General features: G+C 69.8%; 14 protein-coding genes. 2 read left to right on the top strand and 12 right to left on the bottom strand.

What is annotated here, in order from left to right; genetic code table 11:
• The 3 genes from ACZ6WN_RS21955 to ACZ6WN_RS21945 all read right to left on the bottom strand — a co-directional run bounded on the left by ACZ6WN_RS21955 (position 1) and on the right by ACZ6WN_RS21945 (position 3,402).
• The gene (locus tag ACZ6WN_RS21955) at positions 1-807 is read right to left on the bottom strand and encodes a crotonase/enoyl-CoA hydratase family protein (protein WP_465867579.1); all 807 of its coding nucleotides are present in this window, start codon (positions 805-807) and stop codon (positions 1-3) included.
• Between the two features lie 51 nt (positions 808-858).
• Positions 859-2,376, bottom strand: a complete 1,518-nt coding sequence (locus ACZ6WN_RS21950) for a class I adenylate-forming enzyme family protein (protein WP_465867578.1) — start codon at positions 2,374-2,376, stop codon at positions 859-861.
• An 84-nt stretch (positions 2,377-2,460) separates the two neighbouring features.
• On the bottom strand, positions 2,461-3,402 hold the full coding sequence (locus tag ACZ6WN_RS21945) for a PDR/VanB family oxidoreductase (RefSeq protein WP_465867576.1): 942 nt from the start codon (positions 3,400-3,402) through the stop codon (positions 2,461-2,463).
• Between the two features lie 111 nt (positions 3,403-3,513).
• On the opposite strand from ACZ6WN_RS21945, the gene ACZ6WN_RS21940 reads away from it, so the two are divergent.
• Positions 3,514-4,251 (top strand): SDR family NAD(P)-dependent oxidoreductase, encoded by a 738-nt coding sequence (locus ACZ6WN_RS21940; protein WP_465867574.1) that lies wholly within the window; start codon positions 3,514-3,516, stop codon positions 4,249-4,251.
• On the opposite strand, the gene ACZ6WN_RS21935 is transcribed toward ACZ6WN_RS21940, so the two are convergent.
• A complete protein-coding gene (locus ACZ6WN_RS21935; RefSeq protein WP_465867572.1) occupies positions 4,238-5,125 on the bottom strand; it encodes an enoyl-CoA hydratase-related protein in 888 nt (295 codons plus the stop codon). The genes ACZ6WN_RS21940 and ACZ6WN_RS21935 overlap by 14 nt on opposite strands.
• A 68-nt stretch (positions 5,126-5,193) precedes the next feature.
• Here ACZ6WN_RS21935 and ACZ6WN_RS21930 point away from each other — a divergent pair, with 68 nt between their 5' ends.
• Positions 5,194-7,512: a CaiB/BaiF CoA-transferase family protein gene (locus ACZ6WN_RS21930; RefSeq protein ID WP_465867571.1), complete on the top strand. Its 2,319-nt coding sequence runs from the start codon at positions 5,194-5,196 to the stop codon at positions 7,510-7,512.
• A gap of 23 nt (positions 7,513-7,535) precedes the next feature.
• Here the strand turns inward: ACZ6WN_RS21930 and ACZ6WN_RS21925 are convergent, their stop codons facing one another.
• The 8 genes from ACZ6WN_RS21925 to ACZ6WN_RS21890 are packed head-to-tail and all read right to left on the bottom strand — an operon-like array spanning position 7,536 to position 18,592.
• Positions 7,536-8,579 (bottom strand): peptidyl-prolyl cis-trans isomerase, encoded by a 1,044-nt coding sequence (locus tag ACZ6WN_RS21925; RefSeq protein ID WP_465867569.1) that lies wholly within the window; start codon positions 8,577-8,579, stop codon positions 7,536-7,538.
• Positions 8,576-10,834 carry an MMPL family transporter gene (locus tag ACZ6WN_RS21920; RefSeq protein WP_465867568.1) on the bottom strand — a complete coding sequence of 753 codons (2,259 nt, stop codon included), beginning with the start codon at positions 10,832-10,834 and terminating at the stop codon, positions 8,576-8,578. Before ACZ6WN_RS21920 ends, ACZ6WN_RS21925 begins: the two co-directional genes overlap by 4 nt.
• Complete coding sequence (locus ACZ6WN_RS21915) at positions 10,831-12,153, bottom strand: MlaD family protein (RefSeq protein WP_465867566.1); 1,323 nt, start codon at positions 12,151-12,153, stop codon at positions 10,831-10,833. The genes ACZ6WN_RS21920 and ACZ6WN_RS21915 overlap by 4 nt, the downstream gene beginning before the upstream one ends.
• Complete coding sequence (locus ACZ6WN_RS21910) at positions 12,150-13,406, bottom strand: MlaD family protein (RefSeq protein ID WP_465867564.1); 1,257 nt, start codon at positions 13,404-13,406, stop codon at positions 12,150-12,152. The genes ACZ6WN_RS21915 and ACZ6WN_RS21910 overlap by 4 nt, the downstream gene beginning before the upstream one ends.
• A complete protein-coding gene (locus tag ACZ6WN_RS21905; RefSeq protein ID WP_465867563.1) occupies positions 13,406-14,725 on the bottom strand; it encodes an MlaD family protein in 1,320 nt (439 codons plus the stop codon). The genes ACZ6WN_RS21910 and ACZ6WN_RS21905 overlap by 1 nt, the downstream gene beginning before the upstream one ends.
• Entirely contained in the window at positions 14,725-15,990 is a 1,266-nt protein-coding gene (locus ACZ6WN_RS21900) for an MlaD family protein (protein WP_465867561.1), read from the bottom strand. The genes ACZ6WN_RS21905 and ACZ6WN_RS21900 overlap by 1 nt, the downstream gene beginning before the upstream one ends.
• A complete protein-coding gene (locus ACZ6WN_RS21895) occupies positions 15,987-17,342 on the bottom strand; it encodes an MlaD family protein (protein ID WP_465867559.1) in 1,356 nt (451 codons plus the stop codon). The genes ACZ6WN_RS21900 and ACZ6WN_RS21895 overlap by 4 nt, the downstream gene beginning before the upstream one ends.
• Entirely contained in the window at positions 17,342-18,592 is a 1,251-nt protein-coding gene (locus ACZ6WN_RS21890) for an MlaD family protein (RefSeq protein ID WP_465867558.1), read from the bottom strand. The genes ACZ6WN_RS21895 and ACZ6WN_RS21890 overlap by 1 nt, the downstream gene beginning before the upstream one ends.
• Positions 18,593-18,599: the final 7 nt, after the last annotated feature.

Raw genomic sequence — 18,599 nt, 5'->3', positions numbered from 1 at the left:
TCAGCGACCCTTCCACTCGGGATCGCGTCTCTCCGCGAACGCCTTGGTGCCTTCTCTGAAGTCCTCGGAGCGCATGATCCTGGCCATCTCCCGGTCGTTGATGTCCCAGGGCTCCTGGTCCCAGTCGGAGCCGGCCGCGAGGGTGCGGTGCACGGCTTCCTTGGTCGCCGCGACCGAGAGCGGCGCGTTCGCGGCGATGCGGTCGGCGAGCTCCAGGGCGACCTCGAGGGCGGTCCCGCTCGGCGCGACCCGGTTGGCCAGGCCGAGCTCGACGGCCCGCTCCGCGCTCACCGGGTCACCGGTGAGCGCGATCTCGAGGGCGTGCTTGAGCGGCACCTGCCGCTGCGTACGGATCACGCCGCCGGCCGCGGCCATCAGGCCACGCTTGACCTCCGGAAGGCCGAGCTTGGCCCCCTCGTCGATCACGGCGAGGTCGGAGGCGAGCACGATCTCGGTGCCCCCGCCCAGCGCGAACCCGTTGACCGCCGCGATCGTCGGGATCGAGACGTAGTGGCGTACGTAGCCGGCGAAACCCCACTCCGGGTGGTCGGGGTCGTCGACCCGCTCGCCCCGCGAGAGCGCCTTGAGGTCCGCGCCGGCGCAGAAGGCCCGACCCGTTCCGGTGACCACGAGCACGCGTACGTCCTCGTCCGCATCGGCCTCGGCCAGAGCCGTGCCGAGGCCGACCGAGACCGCCGAGTTGACCGCGTTCATCGCCTCCGGGCGCCGGATGGTCGCCACTGCCACGTGGCCCCTGCGCTCAAGGGTGACGATCTGGTTGTCGGCTTCGACCTGGGCAGTGCTCATGGGTGGCTTCCTTCTCGTCGTACGTCGTCGGGCGTCGTCATGCGGGGCGGGTCAGCGGACCTTCTGGTAGTGCTCGACCAGGTCGGCGTACTCGGTGCGGATGTCGGTCTTGCTGATCTTTCCGCTGGGCAGCCGCGGCAGCGGCTCGTCGCGGAGCACGACGTAGCGGGGCACCTTGAAGTCGGCCAGCACCTTCGACGCCTCCCGGATCACGTCCTCCTCGGTGAGGTCGCCGGACGCCTGGATGATCGCGGCCGGCGTCTCGCCGAACTTCGGGTCGGTGGCCGCGATCACGGCGACCTCACCGACCCCGGGGATCGCGGCCAGGACCTGCTCGAGCTCGACCGGCGAGACGTTGATGCCTCCGGTGATGATCAGGTCCTTGAGCCGGTCGACGAACCTGATCCGGCCGTCCTCGTCGCAGACCCCGAGGTCACCCGAGTGCAGCCAGCCGTCGCGGAAGACCTGCGCGTTGACGTCCGGCGACTCCCAGTATCCGGGAGTGACCCCCGGGCCCTTGATCACCAGCTCGCCGGTCACACCTGGAGCGGCGAGCGCGCCGTCGGCGGTCATCACGGCGACCTCGGTGAAGATGTGGCCCGCACCGCAGCTGTCGGGGTGGTCGCGGAACTCGCTGACCGGTGTCGAGGTGGCGATGCCACCGGCTTCGGTCATGCCATAGATCTGGCGCAGCGCGACGTCCTTCTTCGCCCATTCCTCCAGGAGAGCGCCCGGCACGGCCGCGCCGCCGACGACAGCGGTCGAGAGGGACGACAGGTCGGCGTCGGCGAACTCCGGGGCCCCGGCGATCGCCTGGTAGATCAGGGGCACACCGAAGATCGCCTCGATCCGGTGCTCCTCGATGAGCTGCACCGCTCGCGAAGGCACCAACTGCTTCTCGATCACGAGCTTTCCACCGAGCACGGTGGACATCAGCATGCCCCACACCAGCCCAGGAGTGAACGCCAGCGGAAGCACCAGGAGCGCGGTCGAGCCGCGGTGGAAGCCCTTCTCCACGAGGCTGGCCTCGAAGACGATGTTGAGCAGCGTGCGGTTGGTCAGGACGACACCCTTGGACCGGCCGGTGGAACCGCTGGTGAAGATGACCGAGATCGGATCCTCCTCGCCGCGGTCGATGCGGAAGGTCTCCGGATCGCCCTCGCGCAGGGCGGCCAGGTCGGCGAAGGGCACCACCGTGACGGGGGCCCCGCTCGCGCCGGCCTCGGTGGCCGTGCCGACGAGGGAGTCGTCGACCACCACAGCGGTCGCACCGGCATCATCGAGCACCTTGCGGAGCTCGGTGGCGGTGAACCGGCTGTTGAGCGGCACCAGGACCGCACCGGCCTTCAGGATCCCGAAGGCCGCGATCGGCCACAGCACGTCGTTGGGGGCCATCAGACCCACCCGGTCGCCGGGGCGGACACCGTCGGCCTGGAGGCGGAGCGCGACCCGGCTGGACCAGTGCTCGACGGTTGCGTAGTCGAGCGTCTCGTCTTCGAAGACAAAGGCTGGTGCATGCGGCTGTGTCCGCGCCCACCAGGCGAGAGCAGAACCGATGGTGGCGCTCATGGCAGCTCCTTCAATAAACCTATTGGTTGTAGATAACTGAGTTGTACCCGTGACGTGCGTCACTGTCAATGCCCCGAGTGCGATTCAGAGGTCAAGAATGAGAGGACCCGTGCGGCAACGGCCGACACAGATCATCATGCAGTCGTTGGCGGCCCGCTCGTCCTCGTCGAGCACGGAGTCGCGATGGTCGGGGACACCACCGAGGACACCGGTCTCGCATGTCCCACAGGTGCCCTCTCGACAGGAGAAGTCGACCTCGATCCCAACCCTGGCGAGGGCGTCGATGATGCTCTCGTCCACGGCGACCTCGACACGAGCACCCGTCGAGGCGACCTCGACCTCGAAGGCGTCGCCGCCCGTCTCGACCGGCTCCTTGGGAGCGAACCGCTCGGTGTGCAGCGACTCCCCGGGACGCGTACGCATCTCCTGCTCGACCGCGGCCAGCAGCGGCTCCGGACCGCAGCAGTAGATGCGCCTACCCGGCGACGCCCCCCCGAGGAGGCCCGGCAGATCCAGCAACCCACGCTCGTCCTGCGGCCACAGGTCGACCCTGTCGCCGTACACCTCGAGGTCAGCGCGGAACGCCATCGACCCGCGCGACCGACCGCCGTAGACCAGGTTCCAGTCGGAGCCGGCAGCCGAGGCGGCAGCCATCATCGGCAGGATCGGAGTGATTCCGATGCCGCCCGCGATGAACAGATGGCTCGCGGCCGGTTCGAGGCGGAAATGGTTGCGCGGCCCGCGCATATCGAGCTCGTCACCCTCGACGAGCTTGTCATGGATGCGCACCGAACCACCACGGCCGTCGTCGACCCGGAGCACGGCGATGCGATAGCGAGCGCGGTCATCGAGCGAGCCGCACAAGCTGTACTGGCGGACCTCGCCACCATCGGGAAGGACGTCGACGTGCGACCCCGGCTCCCACGCAGGGAGCTCCCCCGAGACCGGCTCCAGCACCAGGCCGACGACGCCGTCCGCCAGGTTCTGCCTCTCGGCCACCCGAACCCGTCTGGCTTCCTCGGTCATCACGCTTCACCTCTTCTCTGGCCCCACTTTATCTAATGATGTTAGGTTTGTGAACAGCATCGCAGAGAATTGACCCCGGAGGTGGCAATGAACCCGCTCGACCTTTTCCGCATGGACGGCCGCACGGTGGTGGTGACCGGCGCGAGCAGCGGCCTGGGCGCAGGCTTCGCCCGCGCCCTTGCCCATGCGGGAGCGAACGTCGTGATCACCGCCCGCCGGGAAGACCGGCTACGAGCCCTGGCCGAGGAGCTTCGCGAGATCGGCCAGGAGCCGGCGATCGCGGTCGCCGACGTCGCAGATCCCGAGGACTGCACCCGCGTCGCCGACACCGCGGTCACCGCGTTCGGCGGCATCGACGGCCTGATCAACAATGCCGGACTCGGTTCGGCTGTCACAGCCCTCAAGGAGACGCCCGAGGGCTTCCGCAGGCTGATCGACGTCAACCTCAACGGGACGTTCTGGATGGCCCAGGCGTGCGCCGCGAGGATGGCGAACGGCGGCGCCATCGTCAACGTCGCCAGCGTCCTCGGGCAGGTGGCGCCGCGCTACCCGCAGGCCGCCTACGCAGCCAGCAAGGCCGGCGTCATCGGCCTGACCCGCGACCTCGCTGGCGAGTGGTCCTCGCGCCGCAAGATCAGGGTCAACGCGTTGTGCCCCGGCTACTTCGACTCCGAGATGACGGCCGGCGAGGGTGACCTGCTCCGCGAGATGGTCGCCGAGCAGAGCATGCTCGGACGGTTCGGGGAGCAGCACGAGCTCGACACCGCGATGCTCTTCCTGGTCAGCCCGGCGTCGACGTACGTCACCGGCACGACACTCAGCGTCGACGGCGGCCTCACCGCCTATTGAGGCCCGGCCACCGCGGCCCGTACTCGGGATAGTCGCGCGGCACCCGAAGCGGGAACGCCGGGTCACGCTTCTCTAGGAACGCCGAGACCCCCTCACCGACATCGCCGAGACCAGGCAGCTCGTAGACGCCACGCGACTCGATCAGGTGAGCGTCCCAGGGGCTTGGCGCCGCCCACATGCTCCACAGGAGCTGCTTCGAGAGCGAGACGCCCACGGTCGAGGCCCGCTCGGCGATCTCGGTCGCGATGGCATACGCCGCGTCGACGAGGTCGGCATCGGCCACGACCTTGCCCGCCAGTCCGCCGGCGACGACCTCGCCGGCGGACAGCAGGCGGCCCGTGAGGACCCATTCCGTGGCACGAGCGGTGCCGACCAGTCGCGGCAGGAACCAGCTCGCGGCCGACTCGATGAGCATCCCGCGGCGCGTGTAGACGAACCCGACCCGGGTCGAGTCCGCCACGACCCGCACATCGGCAGGCAGGATCATGGAGGCGCCTCCACCGACGGCCGCGCCGTTGACCGCGACCACCACCGGCTTCAGCATCGCTGCCATCCGGAGGGTGACGACGCCACCGGCGTCGCGGGGCACGCCATCGGCGGAGCCGAAGCGCTCGACGAAGGCAGCGTGCTCGGGGGACGGCTCGCGGTCACCATGGTGAAAGCCCTCCTCGAGGTCGGCGCCGACACAGAAGTTCCGACCCCGCCCGGTCAGCACGACCGCCGCGACCTCGTCGTCGGCCTCCGCCAGGTCGATCGCGTCGACCAGTTCACGGCACAGACGCAGCGTCATGGCATTGCCCTGCTCCGGGCGATCGAGGGTGATCGTCGCCACCCTGTCCTTGACCCGGTAGTCGACAACGGGACCAGCAGACATCTCAAAGCTCCTGACATTGGCAGACAAACCGAATGGCATTAGATTAGTCTGAATCGAGGAGGAACAACATGGCTGCTGCTGAACTGCTTTTGACCGGTGTCCGAGTCGCTGATCTGGGAGACGATGTCGGAGAGGCGGCCGCGCGCCTCCTGGCTGATCTCGGCGCCGAGACGCTCAAGCTCGAACCCCCGGGCGGCGCACGAACCCGGAACGACGAACCTGTGGTCGACGGCCACTCCCTGCCGTACGTCGTACGCAACGCCAACAAGACCGCGCTGGCCGCCGAACTCGCCACACCGGAGGGCAGGGCCGGCGCTCGGGCGCTGGTCGCGGAAGCCGACATCGTCTTCCTCTCCCCCGCCGCGGCCGACGCGATCGACGTCGAGCAGCTGCACGCGGCCAACCCGGGCCTGGTCGCGGTGATCTCCTCACCGTTCGGCCGCACCGGCCCGCGACGCGCATGGCAGGCGACCGGACGTACCCTGCTCGCCCTCTCCGGGGCGATGTCGCGCTCCGGCAGGCCGGGTGAGCCGCCACTGCTCCCGCCCGAGCAGCTCGCGAGCGCCACCGCCGCCGCCCACGCGGCATGGCTGGCACTGGTCGCCTACACCCAACGGACCCGTACCGGCCTCGGACAGACCATCGACCTGTCGCACCACGAGGCCGTGGTGACCGGGCTCGACCCGGCGTTCGGCGTGCAGGGCTCGGCCGCGGCCGGACGGTCGGGGAAGTTCCGGCGCGGACGTCCACCCGCCGACTCCTACCCGATCTACCGCTGCGCGGACGGCTATGTACGTCTGTGCCTGCTGTCCAAGCGCCAGTGGCGGGGCATGTTCGGCTGGCTCGGCGAGCCTGCCGATTTCGCCGACCCCAGCTTCGACTCGATCACCGCCCGGGTGGCTGCCTCGGACCGGCTAGAGCCGCTCATCGAGGCGCTCTTCGCCGAGCGAACCGCGGCCGAGCTGGTCGACGAGGCGGCCTTGCGCGGGGTTCCGCTCGCTCAGGTGCTCTCGCTCGGGGAGGCCCTCGCCGCGGATCACTTCACCAAGGCCGGAACCGTCGCGCGCACAGAGGTGGCTCCCGGGCTGACGGCGACCGTGCCGGTAGGCCATGTCGCCACCGACGGACGGCTGCTCGGCATCCGCACCCCGAGCCCTGCGCTGCCGACGCGAGAGGCCGCGGCCGGTGCTTGGACGCCGCGTGCGGAGTCTGCTCAGCAGACTCCTGCCAGTGGGGGCGCGCCGTTCGCCGGGCTCCGGGTCCTCGACCTCGGCGTCATCGTGTTCGGTGCCGAGGCGGGGCGTGCCTTCGCCGACCTCGGCGCCGAGGTGATCAAGGTCGAGAGCCTCAGCTATCCCGACGGGCTGCGTCAGACCCGGAATGGCGAGGCGATGAACGCCTCCTTCGCCTGGGGAAACCGAGGCAAGCGCAGCCTCGGCCTGGACCTGCGTACCGACGAGGGGAAGCAGCTCTTCGTCGACCTCGCCCGGAGCAGCGACGTCGTGCTCTCCAACTTCAAGCCGGGCACGCTCGACTCCCTCGGCATCGGGTTCGCGACGCTGACCGCCGCCAACCCGGGCATCACCGTCCTGGAGAGCTCGGCCTTCAGCGCGGACGGGCCGTGGGCCCAGCGCCTCGGTTACGGCCCCCTGGTACGGGCCGCCTGCGGCGTGACCAGCCTGTGGAAGTACGCCGCCGAGGACACCGCCTCCTGGGACGGGGTGACGGTCTTCCCGGACCATGTCGCCGCCCGCCTCGGTGCCCTCTCGGTGGCCGCCGCGCTGATCGCCCGCAGCCGTGACGGCCGTGGGCGCCACCTGCAGATGGCCCAGTCCGACGTGGTCCTCCATCAGCTCGCCGACCTCGCCCTGCTGGAGAGCCTTCGGCCCGGGTCGGTCTCCGCGACCGGGAACCGGGGCCGGGAGGTCTTCGGGGGTGTCTTCGCCTGTGCGGGCGACGACGAATGGTGCGTGATCGACGCACGCAGCGCGGACGAGGTCGCGGCACTGAGCGCCGTGGTGCAGGCCGCTGAACGGGATCTGGCCGACACCGTCGCCGCCTGGACCGCCGTACGCTCCCCCGCCGAGGTCGGCGAGGAGCTCCAACGGCACGGCCTGCCGGCAGCACCGATGCTCCGGCTTCCCGAGCTGCTCGACGACCCGCAGCTGGCGCATCGCGGGACCTACACGACTCTCGGCCACCCCCTGTTGGAGCAGACACTTCCCGCGGAGGACCCGGCGGCGGCGTACGAGCGGCTGGAGGTGGCCGGACTCGGGCCGGCCCCGCTGGCGGGCGCCGACACCGAGTCGATCTGCCGCGATGTGCTGGGCCTCGACGAGGACCGGGTCGCGGACCTGCTGGCCCGCGGCGTCCTCTTCGTGCCCTGAGCCCGGGCCGAGCGCCCGGGCGCTCAGCCGGCGGGGATGGTCGGCGGCGCGTCCGGGTCGTTGGGGCGGTAGTCGTCGGCGTACTCGACCTCGGCGGCCTTGATCTGTCGGCCCAACCAGGTGTTCCAGGCCTTGGTCTGAGCCTGGGTCGTCAGCGTCTGGGTCAGCGTCTGGGTCGCGTCCTCGAGACTGACGGGGATCGGCTCGGTGACGTCGGTGACGAGCCCCACGTTCCAGCCGTTGCTCGTCTGGACCGGGCCGAAGACCTTGCCCTTGGCAGCGGCGAAGGCGGCCTTGGCGTAGGTGTCCTCGAGCTGCGACTTCTGGACGGCGCCGAGGCTTCCGCCCTTGGCGGCGGTGCTGGAGTCGCGCGAGCTGCTGCGGGCGACCGTTGCGAACTCTGCCCCCTTGCCGAGCTCGGCCAGCACCTGGTCAGCCTCCGTCTTCGTGGCGACCACGATGTTGCTGATCGAGCGCTGCTCCGGGGTGACCATCTCGGCCTTGTGGTCCGTGTAGTAGCTCTGGACCTCGGCCTGGGTGACCTCGGGGACGCTCGCGGTGATCTCGGAGTAGAGCCGGCTGGTCGCGATGACACGCGTGATCTCGGAGAGCACCTCGGACTCGGTGACCCCGGCGGTGGCCAGGAACTGCTCGTAGGTCTTCTGGTCGCCGAGCATCTGCGACTCGATCACCTTGTCGAGCTGCTGCTGCGCCTGGGGGCGGGTGACGGTGATGTCCTTCTTCTTCGCCGCACGTTCCAGGATGAGGCTGACCGCCATCGACTTGGCGGCGTCTCGGCGGAAGGCCGCCTTCTTGCCTGCGTCGTTCGGCTGCTTGACGTTGTAGAGGCCGGAGAGGACCTTGATCCGCTTGTCGAGCTCGGAGATCTTCACGGTCCGGTCACCGACCTGCATCGCGGCATCGGACGGGAGCGCGTTGGCCCGTTGCACGACGAGGACCACGCCCGCGCCGATCACGGCGATCGCGACGACGGCGGCGAGCAGCCGCGGCCACCAGGACGGGATCAGGGAGCGTAGGTTGATCGGTTTGATGGCGAGCTGGGTCATGCGCTGACCTCCTGGAGTTCTCGTGCGGGTGGGATTTCGGGCGTCTCTGTCCCCGACGGGCGAGGCTCGGGGGTACGGAGCACATGGGCGACCAGATGCGCCGCGGCGTACGAGCTGACGACGCCGACGGCGAGGAGCAGCCCGAAGTCGCGGAGCACGGTGAGGCCGGAGAGGCCCAGCGCCAGATAGCCGACGGCGCCGGCGACGGCCGCGGTCAGGACCGTTCGTCCGGCCGAGGCGAGCAGCCGTCGCTCGCCGAGCATCGTGACGAACTCGCACGAGGTGACCGTCACCAGGGCCCCGATGGCGAGGGTGAGCGGGCTCAGGTCGATGCCGGCAAGCCGGACGATCCCGAAGAGCCAGCCGGCGGCGAGCAGGGCGGTGAGCAGGACACGTACGCCCGCACGCCACGAGCGCAGACCGAGGCCGACCACGAGCGCAGCGACGAGGATCCCGACCGCGTTGACGGTGTAGCGGGCGTCCTCCATCGCGCTCAGGCCGTCGGCGGCGAGCACGGGCAGGCCGACGATCTCGACCCGGTAGCCCTTCGGCGGGTCCGGCAGCTCCTGCCGCAGCGAGTCGATGAGCCGGCGCTGGGCGCGTACGTCATCGAGCGTGATGCCGTAGGTGGCGACCGCAGCCTTGTGGTTGTTGGCGAGCACGGCGTCGGTAAGGTAGTCCGGGAGGACCTCGGTGCCCGCGGCGACCTGCGTGGCGGTGGCGTCGCCACCGAGGAACGCGAGCAGCTGGCTGTAGGTCAGCAGCGGCCGCATCTGGTCGGAGTGCCGGCGCACGACGAGGCTCTGGGCCTGCTGCGACCACGCGATCGCCTCGGGCGAGGCGACGTTCTTGCCACGCAGGACGATGTCGAGCTCCCCGGAGAAGCCCAGCGCCTGTTCGATGCGGGCGGCGTCGGCCAGCTCGGGCACTCCCTTCGCGAGCTCCTCGGGACTGGACTGGATCCGCATCCCCGGCAACAGCACCCAGCCCGCGACGGCGACGGCCGCGAGCACGACCGCGATGCCGTTCAGCAGCGAGCGCCGCGGCCCGCGGGTCGTTTCACCGATACCGGAACCGGGTCGCGGCTGAATCCGTCCACCCAGCCTCCGCAGCACCAGGGCCCAGCCGACCGTCAGCACCAGGCCCAGGGCGAGGGCGAGCCCGAACTCGCGCACGAACGGCAGCGGGGTGAGCGCGAGGCTGGCGAAGGCGGCGGCCGCCGCGCCCGCCGTGACGAGCACGCCACGCACCCGCTCGGCCTGCAGCAGGTAGAGCGGGAAGTCGCTGCCGACGCCGAGCAGCACCGGCAAGAACGCGGCGGCTCCCAGCGACAGCGGCACCCCCAGCAGACCGAAGACCGCGACCGTGGACGCGGTGCCGAGCAGCGCGCAGCCGAGCGGCAGCAGACTGTGCCGGCGCCGCCGACTCCATCCGGAGAAGACGAGCACCAGCGCGACCGCGCCGAGCGCCACCGCACCGAGCCGGAGGATCTCCATGTGGGCACGGTCGGCGACGCCGGAGACGACCACAGGCACGCCGGAGACGACCGGGCGCTCGATGCTCAGCCCTGAGTCGCGTACGGCCTTGCGGATCTGCCCCACCATGCGGCGGGTCTGCTCCTGGTCCAGGCCGGGTTCGGGCCTGATGAGCAGCGTGGCCGACTTGGCGGCAGGAACCAGGAACCGCCACTCCGGGCGAGGGTTGCCGCCACGGTCCATCAGCACCGAGGCGACGAACTTCTGGTTCTGCACGGTCGGGAGGCCGACAGGCAGCGCCTCGGCGAGGAGCTTGCCGTAGCGACGGTCGAAGGGAACGAGCGCGGCATCTCCGGCCGCGGTGACCTCCTCCTTGCTCTTGTGCTGTCGCCGTGCCTTGGCCTCGGCCACGTTGCGGATCTGGTCACGCGCGCCGGCGACCTGGGCCAGCATGCCCTTGACCGACCCCGCGGTCTGGTTGAGCACCGTGCCGGGGCCGTAGACGCTGTGCACATGGGGCAGCCCTGACAGCGTCCCCTCGAGACGGATCAGACGCACCAGCTCGGTCGGGTCCAGGACCAGCCCGAGCTGGGTGGTGCCCCTCATCTCCACCACGACGGCGTCGCCGCCGAACGTACGCTGATAGTCCTCGAGCTGTCGGTCGGCACTGTCCCCCGCGGGGATGAACGAGTCCACCTTGGTGTCGACCTGGACCCGCGAGATGCCCAGCCCCACCGCCGCAAGGACGAGGAGGAGCAGCAGCGCGGGCCGCCAGGTCACTTGTCCTCCTCGACCCGCGGGGCCTCACCCTTGAACGGTGCGGGGTCGCCTGCCTGCCCCGGAGCCGGGTAGGGGTTGTTCCAGTGCAGCGGGTTGATCGTCTGCAGGTCCAACGGGTTGCCGCGCACCGAGTACTCGTTGAAGATCGTCGCCAGGCGCGCCGGCGCCACACCGTTCTCGAGCGGGATGTCGAACGCGCCGCCGAAGTTGCCGAAGAAGGAGCCGATGTCGTTGGCGTACGGCTCGATGTAGGTCAGCATCGGGTTGATGTTGCGCAGGAGCAGGTCGAGGTAGGGCGTGATCGCGACCAGGTTGCGCGAGAGCGTCGGCAGCTGGTTCACGGTCTCGGGGGCGATCTTCAGCGCCCCGTTCATGTAGGGAAGCAGCGCCTCGAGGCTGGCGGTGACCGAGGGCAGGTTGACCAGCGCCGCATTGAGGTCGGGCGCCGCTTGGTCCAGTGAACGTACGACCGGGCTGAGATCGCGGGAGAGCTCGCCGAGCGAGCTGGTCGCAGTGCGCGCACTGCTCATCAACCCCGGCAGCCGTTGCACGGTGGCGGCCAGGGCTTCCTGCTGTCCCGCGGTTGCCCGGGTGATCTGCTGGGTGTTGTCGATGACCGAGACGATCGCGCCTCGGTTGGTGTCCGCCGCGGCGAGAATCGCGTTGGTCTCCTGCACCAGCGACTGCAGGTCGTCGTTCTGGGCCGCGAGCGCGTCGACCGCGGTGTAGCCGGTGCCGCCGATCTGGCCCAGCCCCTCCATCACCTGCGAGAGGCTCTGCTGAGTGCCATCGGTCGTGGCGCCGAGGTCGGTGAGGGCGGCAGCGAGCTGCTTGCGGGTCTGCGGGTTGAACGTACGCACGACCTCGTCGATGTCCGTGGCCGCGACGACCGCCTTCGGCGCCAGCGTGGTCCCGTCCGGGATCTCCGTGCCGTCACCGTCCTTCACGTCCACGAAGGACTGGCCGATGACGGACTTGACGCCCACCCGGACCGTGGCGCCCTGGTGCAGCGGGGCGACCTCGTCGTCGAGGTCCAGCACGACGCGGGCCGTGCGTCCCTCGACCTTCGTGGAGGCGACCCGGCCGACGATGACGCCGGCGACGCGGACCTCTCCGGCCTCCTGCAGGTTCTTCACGTCGTCCGACTCGAAGGAGACCTGGTAGGAGCCGTCGCCGCCCGGGAGCGTGCCGCCGGACCCCTTCCACAGGTAGCCGAAGCCGAGGACACACAGCAGCGAGATGGCCAGGATCACCACGACCGACGTAGGCGGCCGAAACCGGGAGCGGCTGGTCGGGATCGTGCGCATCGTGACACTCATGGGGTGTCTCCCTTCTTGCCCTGGTCGATGCCCTCGTCGGCGAGGCCGCCGGTGGGGTTGGTCAGGTCGACGTGGAGGTTGGCTCGGCCCATGCCGCCGTTGGCGTCGTAGAGGCTGAACGAGGACGAGGTCTGGTAGGTGAAGGCGGCCAGGTCATCCATCCAGGGCACCAGCTCCTTGGTGGCCTGCGGCAGGTAGCCGACGACCGGCTTCAGGTCGGCCAGCGCCGGGTTGGCATCGGCGACGAAGGGGCGCAGGTCATCGACCACGGGCCCGGCACGGTCGACCACGGGAGCCGCACCGTTGATGAAATGGTGGACCGAGCCGACGGTCCCGTCGAGGTTCTCGACCGCCGCGGGAAGAGTGTCGGAGGCCTTGTCGAGATCCTTCAGGGTCGGATCGAGCTGACCGGTCAGGTCGTTGACCTCACCCATGGATCCGGACAGCTGCTCGGTGAACCCGGGCAGCGTGTCCAGGGACGCCGAGAGCTGCTTGTCGCGCTTGGCGACAGCGCCCAGCGTCTTGTCCATCGAGGTGGTCAGCTCGGTGAGCCGCTGGCGGTCGTGGCCGACGGACTCCGAGATGGTCGTCAGCGAGGTGACCAGCTGGGAGATGTTCGTACGCCGCTCGTTGAGTGCGTTGATGACCGGCTCCCACTGCTTCATGGTCGCGGTCGTCGCGTCCAGACCGGCCGGAAGCGTGGTCGGTGCGTCCTTCAGGCCGATCTGCGACTGGTCGATCATCGAGGTCAGCGCCGCTCGCGTGCGTGCGTCGAGCTTGTCGAGGACCTCGTACGGCTGGACGGCGCGCTTGGTCTGCGCGACCGGGAGCGTCCCGCCGTCCTCGAGCAGACCCGCGGGCGGGCCGCCCGGGTCGAGCTCGATGTACATGACGTTGAGCGGCGCCTTGGTGTTCAGGATCGCGGTCGCGTTGCGGTAGATCCGCTGCTCCTTCTCGAACTCCACCGTGACCTGGGCGGTGCCGGAGTCCGTGGGGTCGGCCGCGGTGATCCGGCCGACCGGCACGCCGGCGATCCGGACCTCCTGCACCGCCTCGGGACGTACGCCGGGGGCTGCGGTGAACTCGATCGCGACGGACTGGCGGTCCTGCCAGGGCAGCGTGATGTGCTGGTTGCTGAGCACGTAGACCGTCGCGGCCAGACCGGCGACGAGCGCGACGGCGACCGCGATCGAGTCGCGCTTGAGCCCCGGGGTGTTCCGGATCCGGTCGGCGAGGGTGCTGAGGCTTACCATCAGTTCTCCCCTTTCAGCTGCGGGATCAGCTGGGCGAGGGCGTCGTCCAGGTTGAGCGGGGCGACGCTGCCGGCGCTGACTCCGGCCTGGAAGTTGAGCAGGCTCCCCTGGGCGTCCTGCGTCATCGAGGCCCGGTCGAGGTTGGTCACCATGTAGGCGAGCTCCTGGTAGAACTTGTTGTCCGCCTGGACGCCGCCGCCGGTGTCCTTGAACGGACCGGTGCCGCGGTAGGTGCTCCCCAGCGACTCCAGGACGGGGCCGTTGACGCGGTCGATGACGGGGCCCTTGATGTCCTTCAGGATCGGCTTGGTGGTCCGTGCCGTCGGGATCAGGTCCTGGACCAGCGGCCGGGCGTCCTCCAGGAGTCCGGGCAGCTTGGCCGCGACCGGCCGGGTGTCGGCGAGCATCGGCTCCAGGGTCTTGACCAGCGGCCCGACCTCCTCCGCGGTGGGCTGCAGGCCGGTCGCGGTGCGATCGAGCTGGTGCAACGTCGGAGTGAGCCGGTCGGTGGCCGCCCTGGTCTCGTCCAGGGCCGTGGGAAGACCACCGACGGTCCGGGAGAGGTCGTCGCTGTGGTTCGCCAGAGTGGTCGTCGTGGTGTTCAGGTTCACCAGGCTGCGGGCGAGGGCGGCGTCCTGCTGGTTGAGCGTGGCCGCGATGCTCTCCACATTGCCGACCAGCTCCGGCAGGTCGCGCTGCGGCCTGGTGCCCTGGACGGAGGTCAGCAGCCTCGTCGAGGGGTCGAGGACCTGCGGCGCCTGGTGGGCGAAGGACCGGATCGACTTCTGGTTCTTGTTCGACAGGGTCGCGCCGGCCTCCTTGATGGTCCCCTGGAGGTTCTTGCGGGTCTTGCCCGGCAGCGCGGAGAGGATCGCGTCGAGCTCGACCGGGACATGGGTGCGGCTCTTCGGGATCGCCTTGTCGGCGTACTCCCCGGATCCACCAGGCACCAGGTTCAGGGCGTACTGGCCACCGAGGACGGTCAGCGGCTCCACACGGGCGCTGGGGGTCGACCCGAGCCGCTCCTTGACGCCATCGTCGATCTTCATGTCGACGTGGGTGGTGCCGTCGGCGTCCTGGCGTACGTCGGAGACGACGCCCACCTGCAGACCGGCGACCTTCACCTTCGTCTTGCCGGAGACCAGGCCGTAGTTCTGGTCGAACGTGGCGTGGATGGTGTCGCCCGACCGGAGCAGCAGCGACAGCTGGGTCTTGAACGCCAGCGCGGTCAGCACAGCGACCAGGACGACGATGAGGATCACCGCGCGCCGGGTCAGCGGCGACCCAGCGGTCCGGAACCAGTTGGAGAGCGCGGACATCAGCACTTCCCCTTTCCGTACTTCAGACCGTGGGAGAACGCCTTGCCCGGACCGGAGTACGGGTCGACGTTCGCGAGCGGGTCGGGCTGGCTGGCGACGTAGACGCCGGGGAAGACGAGCATCGCGCTGAAGTAGTGCTTGTCCGGTCCGTAGTTCCCGCTGAGCAGGTCGTTCTCGCAGAACAGGGTGCCTGCGTCCGGGGCATACGGGCTGAGCACCTCGAGTGTCGGGGCGGTCTTGCCGAGGGTCTTGCGGGCTCGGCCGACGGTCGGCTCCGCCTTGGTGACTGCCGGGACCAGCGTCCCGACGGGCTCGGCGGAGCCTTCTGCGAACTTCTTCACTGTGACCGCGACCGGCGGCGCCTCGACCAGGAAGGCGCGCAGGTTCGGCACCGACTCGACCAAGTCGTCGACCCCGGGTCGCAGCTCGGTGACCGCATCGGCGGTGTCGTCGAGCGCCGGGTTGATCTCGGACAGGCCCTGGCGGGCGGTCACCAGCGTCGCGGGAGCCTGCGCCACCGTCTGACGAAGCGGCTCGGTGTCGTCGGTGTTGACCGCGCCGAGGGTCGTGCTGGTGGTGGTGACGAGGGTCTGGATCTGGCGCTCGTGTCCGTGGATGTGGGAGACCAGCCGGTCGCCGGTGACGAGCAGACCGTCGAGATCGGTCTTCGGGTCGGAGGCCGTGTCGAGCACGAGGGTGGCGTCATCCAACATGCCGGGTGCGACCTGGAGGGCGCTGTAGAGGTCCTTCTGGTGGCCGGAGACTCCCCCACCGACCTCGTGCAGCCCGACCTGCAGGCCCTCGCGAGCCTTGGGCGGCAGCGCGGAGAGCACGGTGTTCAGGTCGGTGGAGCTCGTGGTCTGCCCGGCCGCGATCGGCTTCCCGCCGAGCAGACCGGAGCTGGCCGTGCCGGGGTCGAGGGAGACGAACTTGCGGCCGAGGACGGAGGCGTTTCCGACTGCGGCGGTCGCGTCGGAGTACAGGTCGCGGTCACCGTCCAGGCGCATCTTCACCAGCGCCTGGTCGTTCTCGTAGGAGATACCGGTGACGACGCCGATGCGGATGCCGTTCTGGGTGACGTTCTGCTGCGGCTTCAGGGTGCCGACGTCGTCGAAGTACGCCGACACCTCGGTGTGGTCCTTCAGCGGCAGCGCGCCGCCGCCCTGGACCAGGGTGCCGACGTAGGCGATGACGCCGCCGGCCGCGATCGCCACGATCCCGATCAGGAGTCGGCGAGCGTCTTGTCGGTGCAGTCGTGCGCTCATGAGTGGCCTCCGATGAGCTGGTCGAGAAGGTTCTGCTCCTGCGAGGAGGTGAGTCCGGTGGCGCTGTCGGGGTCGTCGGTGGCGCCGCCGAGCAGCGGGCCGGTGAGGTCCGAGAGACCCTTCTCGGCCTTGCCGGCGCCCTTCGGGGAATCGCCTCCGCCGACGGTGCCGACGTTCGGCAGCACCTCGGCGCCGACGAGCGAGTTGAGCGCCTCAGGGGTGACGTGCACCAGACCGCGGAAGTAGTGGCTCAGCCCGTCGCGCGAGTTGGTGCTCAGCGCCCACTTGGTGACGAACGACATCAGGTCGCCCAGGTGCTCGTCGAGGAGCTCGTCGCCCACGGGCCGCAGCTCCGAAGCGGTCGTACGCAGGTTGTCGCCGGAGGCCCGTAGGTCCTCGGTGATCGGCTTGATCCGCTGGAGCAGCGCGTCGAGCTCGGCGAAGAGCGGCCCGAATGAGTTGAAGGCCGGGTCGGCGTAGGGAGAGAACCGGTTGATCTCCTCGGCGATCTCGGCCAGGTCGCGGGTGACCGGGCGGGCCTTCTTCAGGGTCGGGGTGACGGTCTCGGAGACCGTCTCGAGAGAGGTCAGGGTGCGCTGGGCCTCCTTGAGCGTGGCGGGGAGCTCCGCAATGGTCGCCTCGAGCGCGGTCTGCTCGTCCGCCAGGGCGTCCAGCGTCTCCCGGGCACGCGAGATCAGCAGGTCGAGCTGCTTGCCGTTCTCGCCGGTGAGGGACGCGGCGACCGGGTCCGCCTTGGCGATCAGGTCGTTGAGCACCTCGTTCTGGCTCCGCAGGATGGCGCCGACATCGTCGAGGTTCTCCATCAACGGCGCGAGCGCCTTGAGCGCATCCGCCATCTTCTGGCCGCCGCCGTTCATGGTGCCCTCGCCCAGCGTGCTGACCAGCGCCGCGAGCGCGGTCGAGGTCGGGTCGTCGAGGGTGTCCAGGACGTCTTGGAGGTTGACGGCCGAGTCGGTCTGCTTCAACGGGACCGTGTTGCTCCTCAGGTAGGGCTCGGACTCCTTGCCCGGCTCGATGGAGACGTAGTTCTCACCGAGCGCGTTGATCGGCTGGATCAGCAGCTTCGCGTCCTGGTGGACCGGGAGCACGTCCTCGTCGAGGTCGAGGGTGACCCGGGCGACCCCCTTCTCGAGCTTGATCGACTTGACCTTTCCCACCTGGACACCGGAGGTGCGGACCTCGTTGCCGACCTCCAGCGGGCTGGCATCCTCGAAGTAGCCGACCAGCTCGGTCGTGCTCGGGGAAGACGCCATCAGATTGGTGCCGGTGACGGTCGTCGCTGCCCCGACCACGACGGTGGCGGAGATGACGGTGACTTTCGAGATGAGCATCAGTTGATCCCGTCCCCTTCTGCGTCGGTCCATGGCTGGCCGGCGATCGAGCCCGGCAGCGGGCGCGCGTCCTGTTTCATGCCCGGCGGCATGACGCCGGGGTTCTGGTCGAAGCTGCTGGCCGAGGCGGTGATGAGCGCACGGGCGTAATGGCCCGAAGCGTCCCGACTGCCGAAGACCCCGTTCCAGTTGCTGAGCCATCCGACGAGCTCCGGCGTGTAGGGGCGCAGGTAGGAGACCATCGGGTCGGCCTGCTCCAGGGCGCTGGTCGCGGTCGGCAGGATGGCGTTGGCGTCGTTGACGAGTCCCGGGGTGTACTGGAGCAGCTCCTGGGCGTCCTTCAGGGTGCCGGGCAGCATGGCCAGGGCCGGACGTACGTCGGCGAGCACCGGGTTGGCCTGCTTGGCGATCGCCGGAAGACGGTCGGTCGAGGGCCGCAGGGTGCGGAGCACCTTCCGGGTGGAGTCGACCGGCTTCGGGACCGCCTCCAGCGCGGTGGTGGCCGAGTCGATCGTCTCGGGCAGCTTCTCGATGCTCGCGGAGAGCTCGGCCTGGCGGCCGGCGATCTGCTTGGTGAGCGTGTCGAGGTTGTTGATGCTCGCCGCGAGCTCGGCGTCGTTGGCCGAGACGTTGGACGTCACCCCGTGCAGCTCGGTGATGATCTTCTTCAGCGCCGGCCCGTCCTGAGCGATCGCGCTGAGCAGGTCGGCGATGGCCTTCACCGTCGGCCCGGCCTTGGCCAGGGTCGTACGCAGGTCCGGCTGGGTGCCGGCGAGGGTCTTGTTCAGCTGGGCGACCAGGGTCTGGAGCTGCTTGCGGGTGGGGGCGTCGAGGGTGGCGAGCAGCTCATCGACGTCGACCGCCTCGGCGTTGCCGGTGACCAGGTGGCCCGACGGCATCTCGGGGTTGGTCTTCGCACCCGGAACGAGCTCGATCATCCGGGTGCCGAGCACGGAGGCCCACTTGACCCTGGCCGTGGTGCCGGCGCGCAGGGGGGCGTACTCGTCCTCGATGGCGACCTTGACCTCGGCCTGGCCGTCACGCACGCCGACCGAGGTCACGCGCCCGACCTGCTGGCCATCGATCATGACGCCGCCGTCCTCGAAGGCCGAGCCGGCCGAGGGCATCAGCAGGGTGAGGCTGTAGTCGGGTCCGTCGGTGAGCTTGACGACGCCCCAGGTCAGGAGAGAGCCGACGATCACCAGGGCGACGACGCCCTTGGCACCGACTCGTTGAAGGATCGCTGTCATCGTCGTC

The organism is Nocardioides sp. NPDC054178 (assembly GCF_055585005.1).
This window is presented reverse-complemented; position numbering and strand designations above follow the sequence as displayed.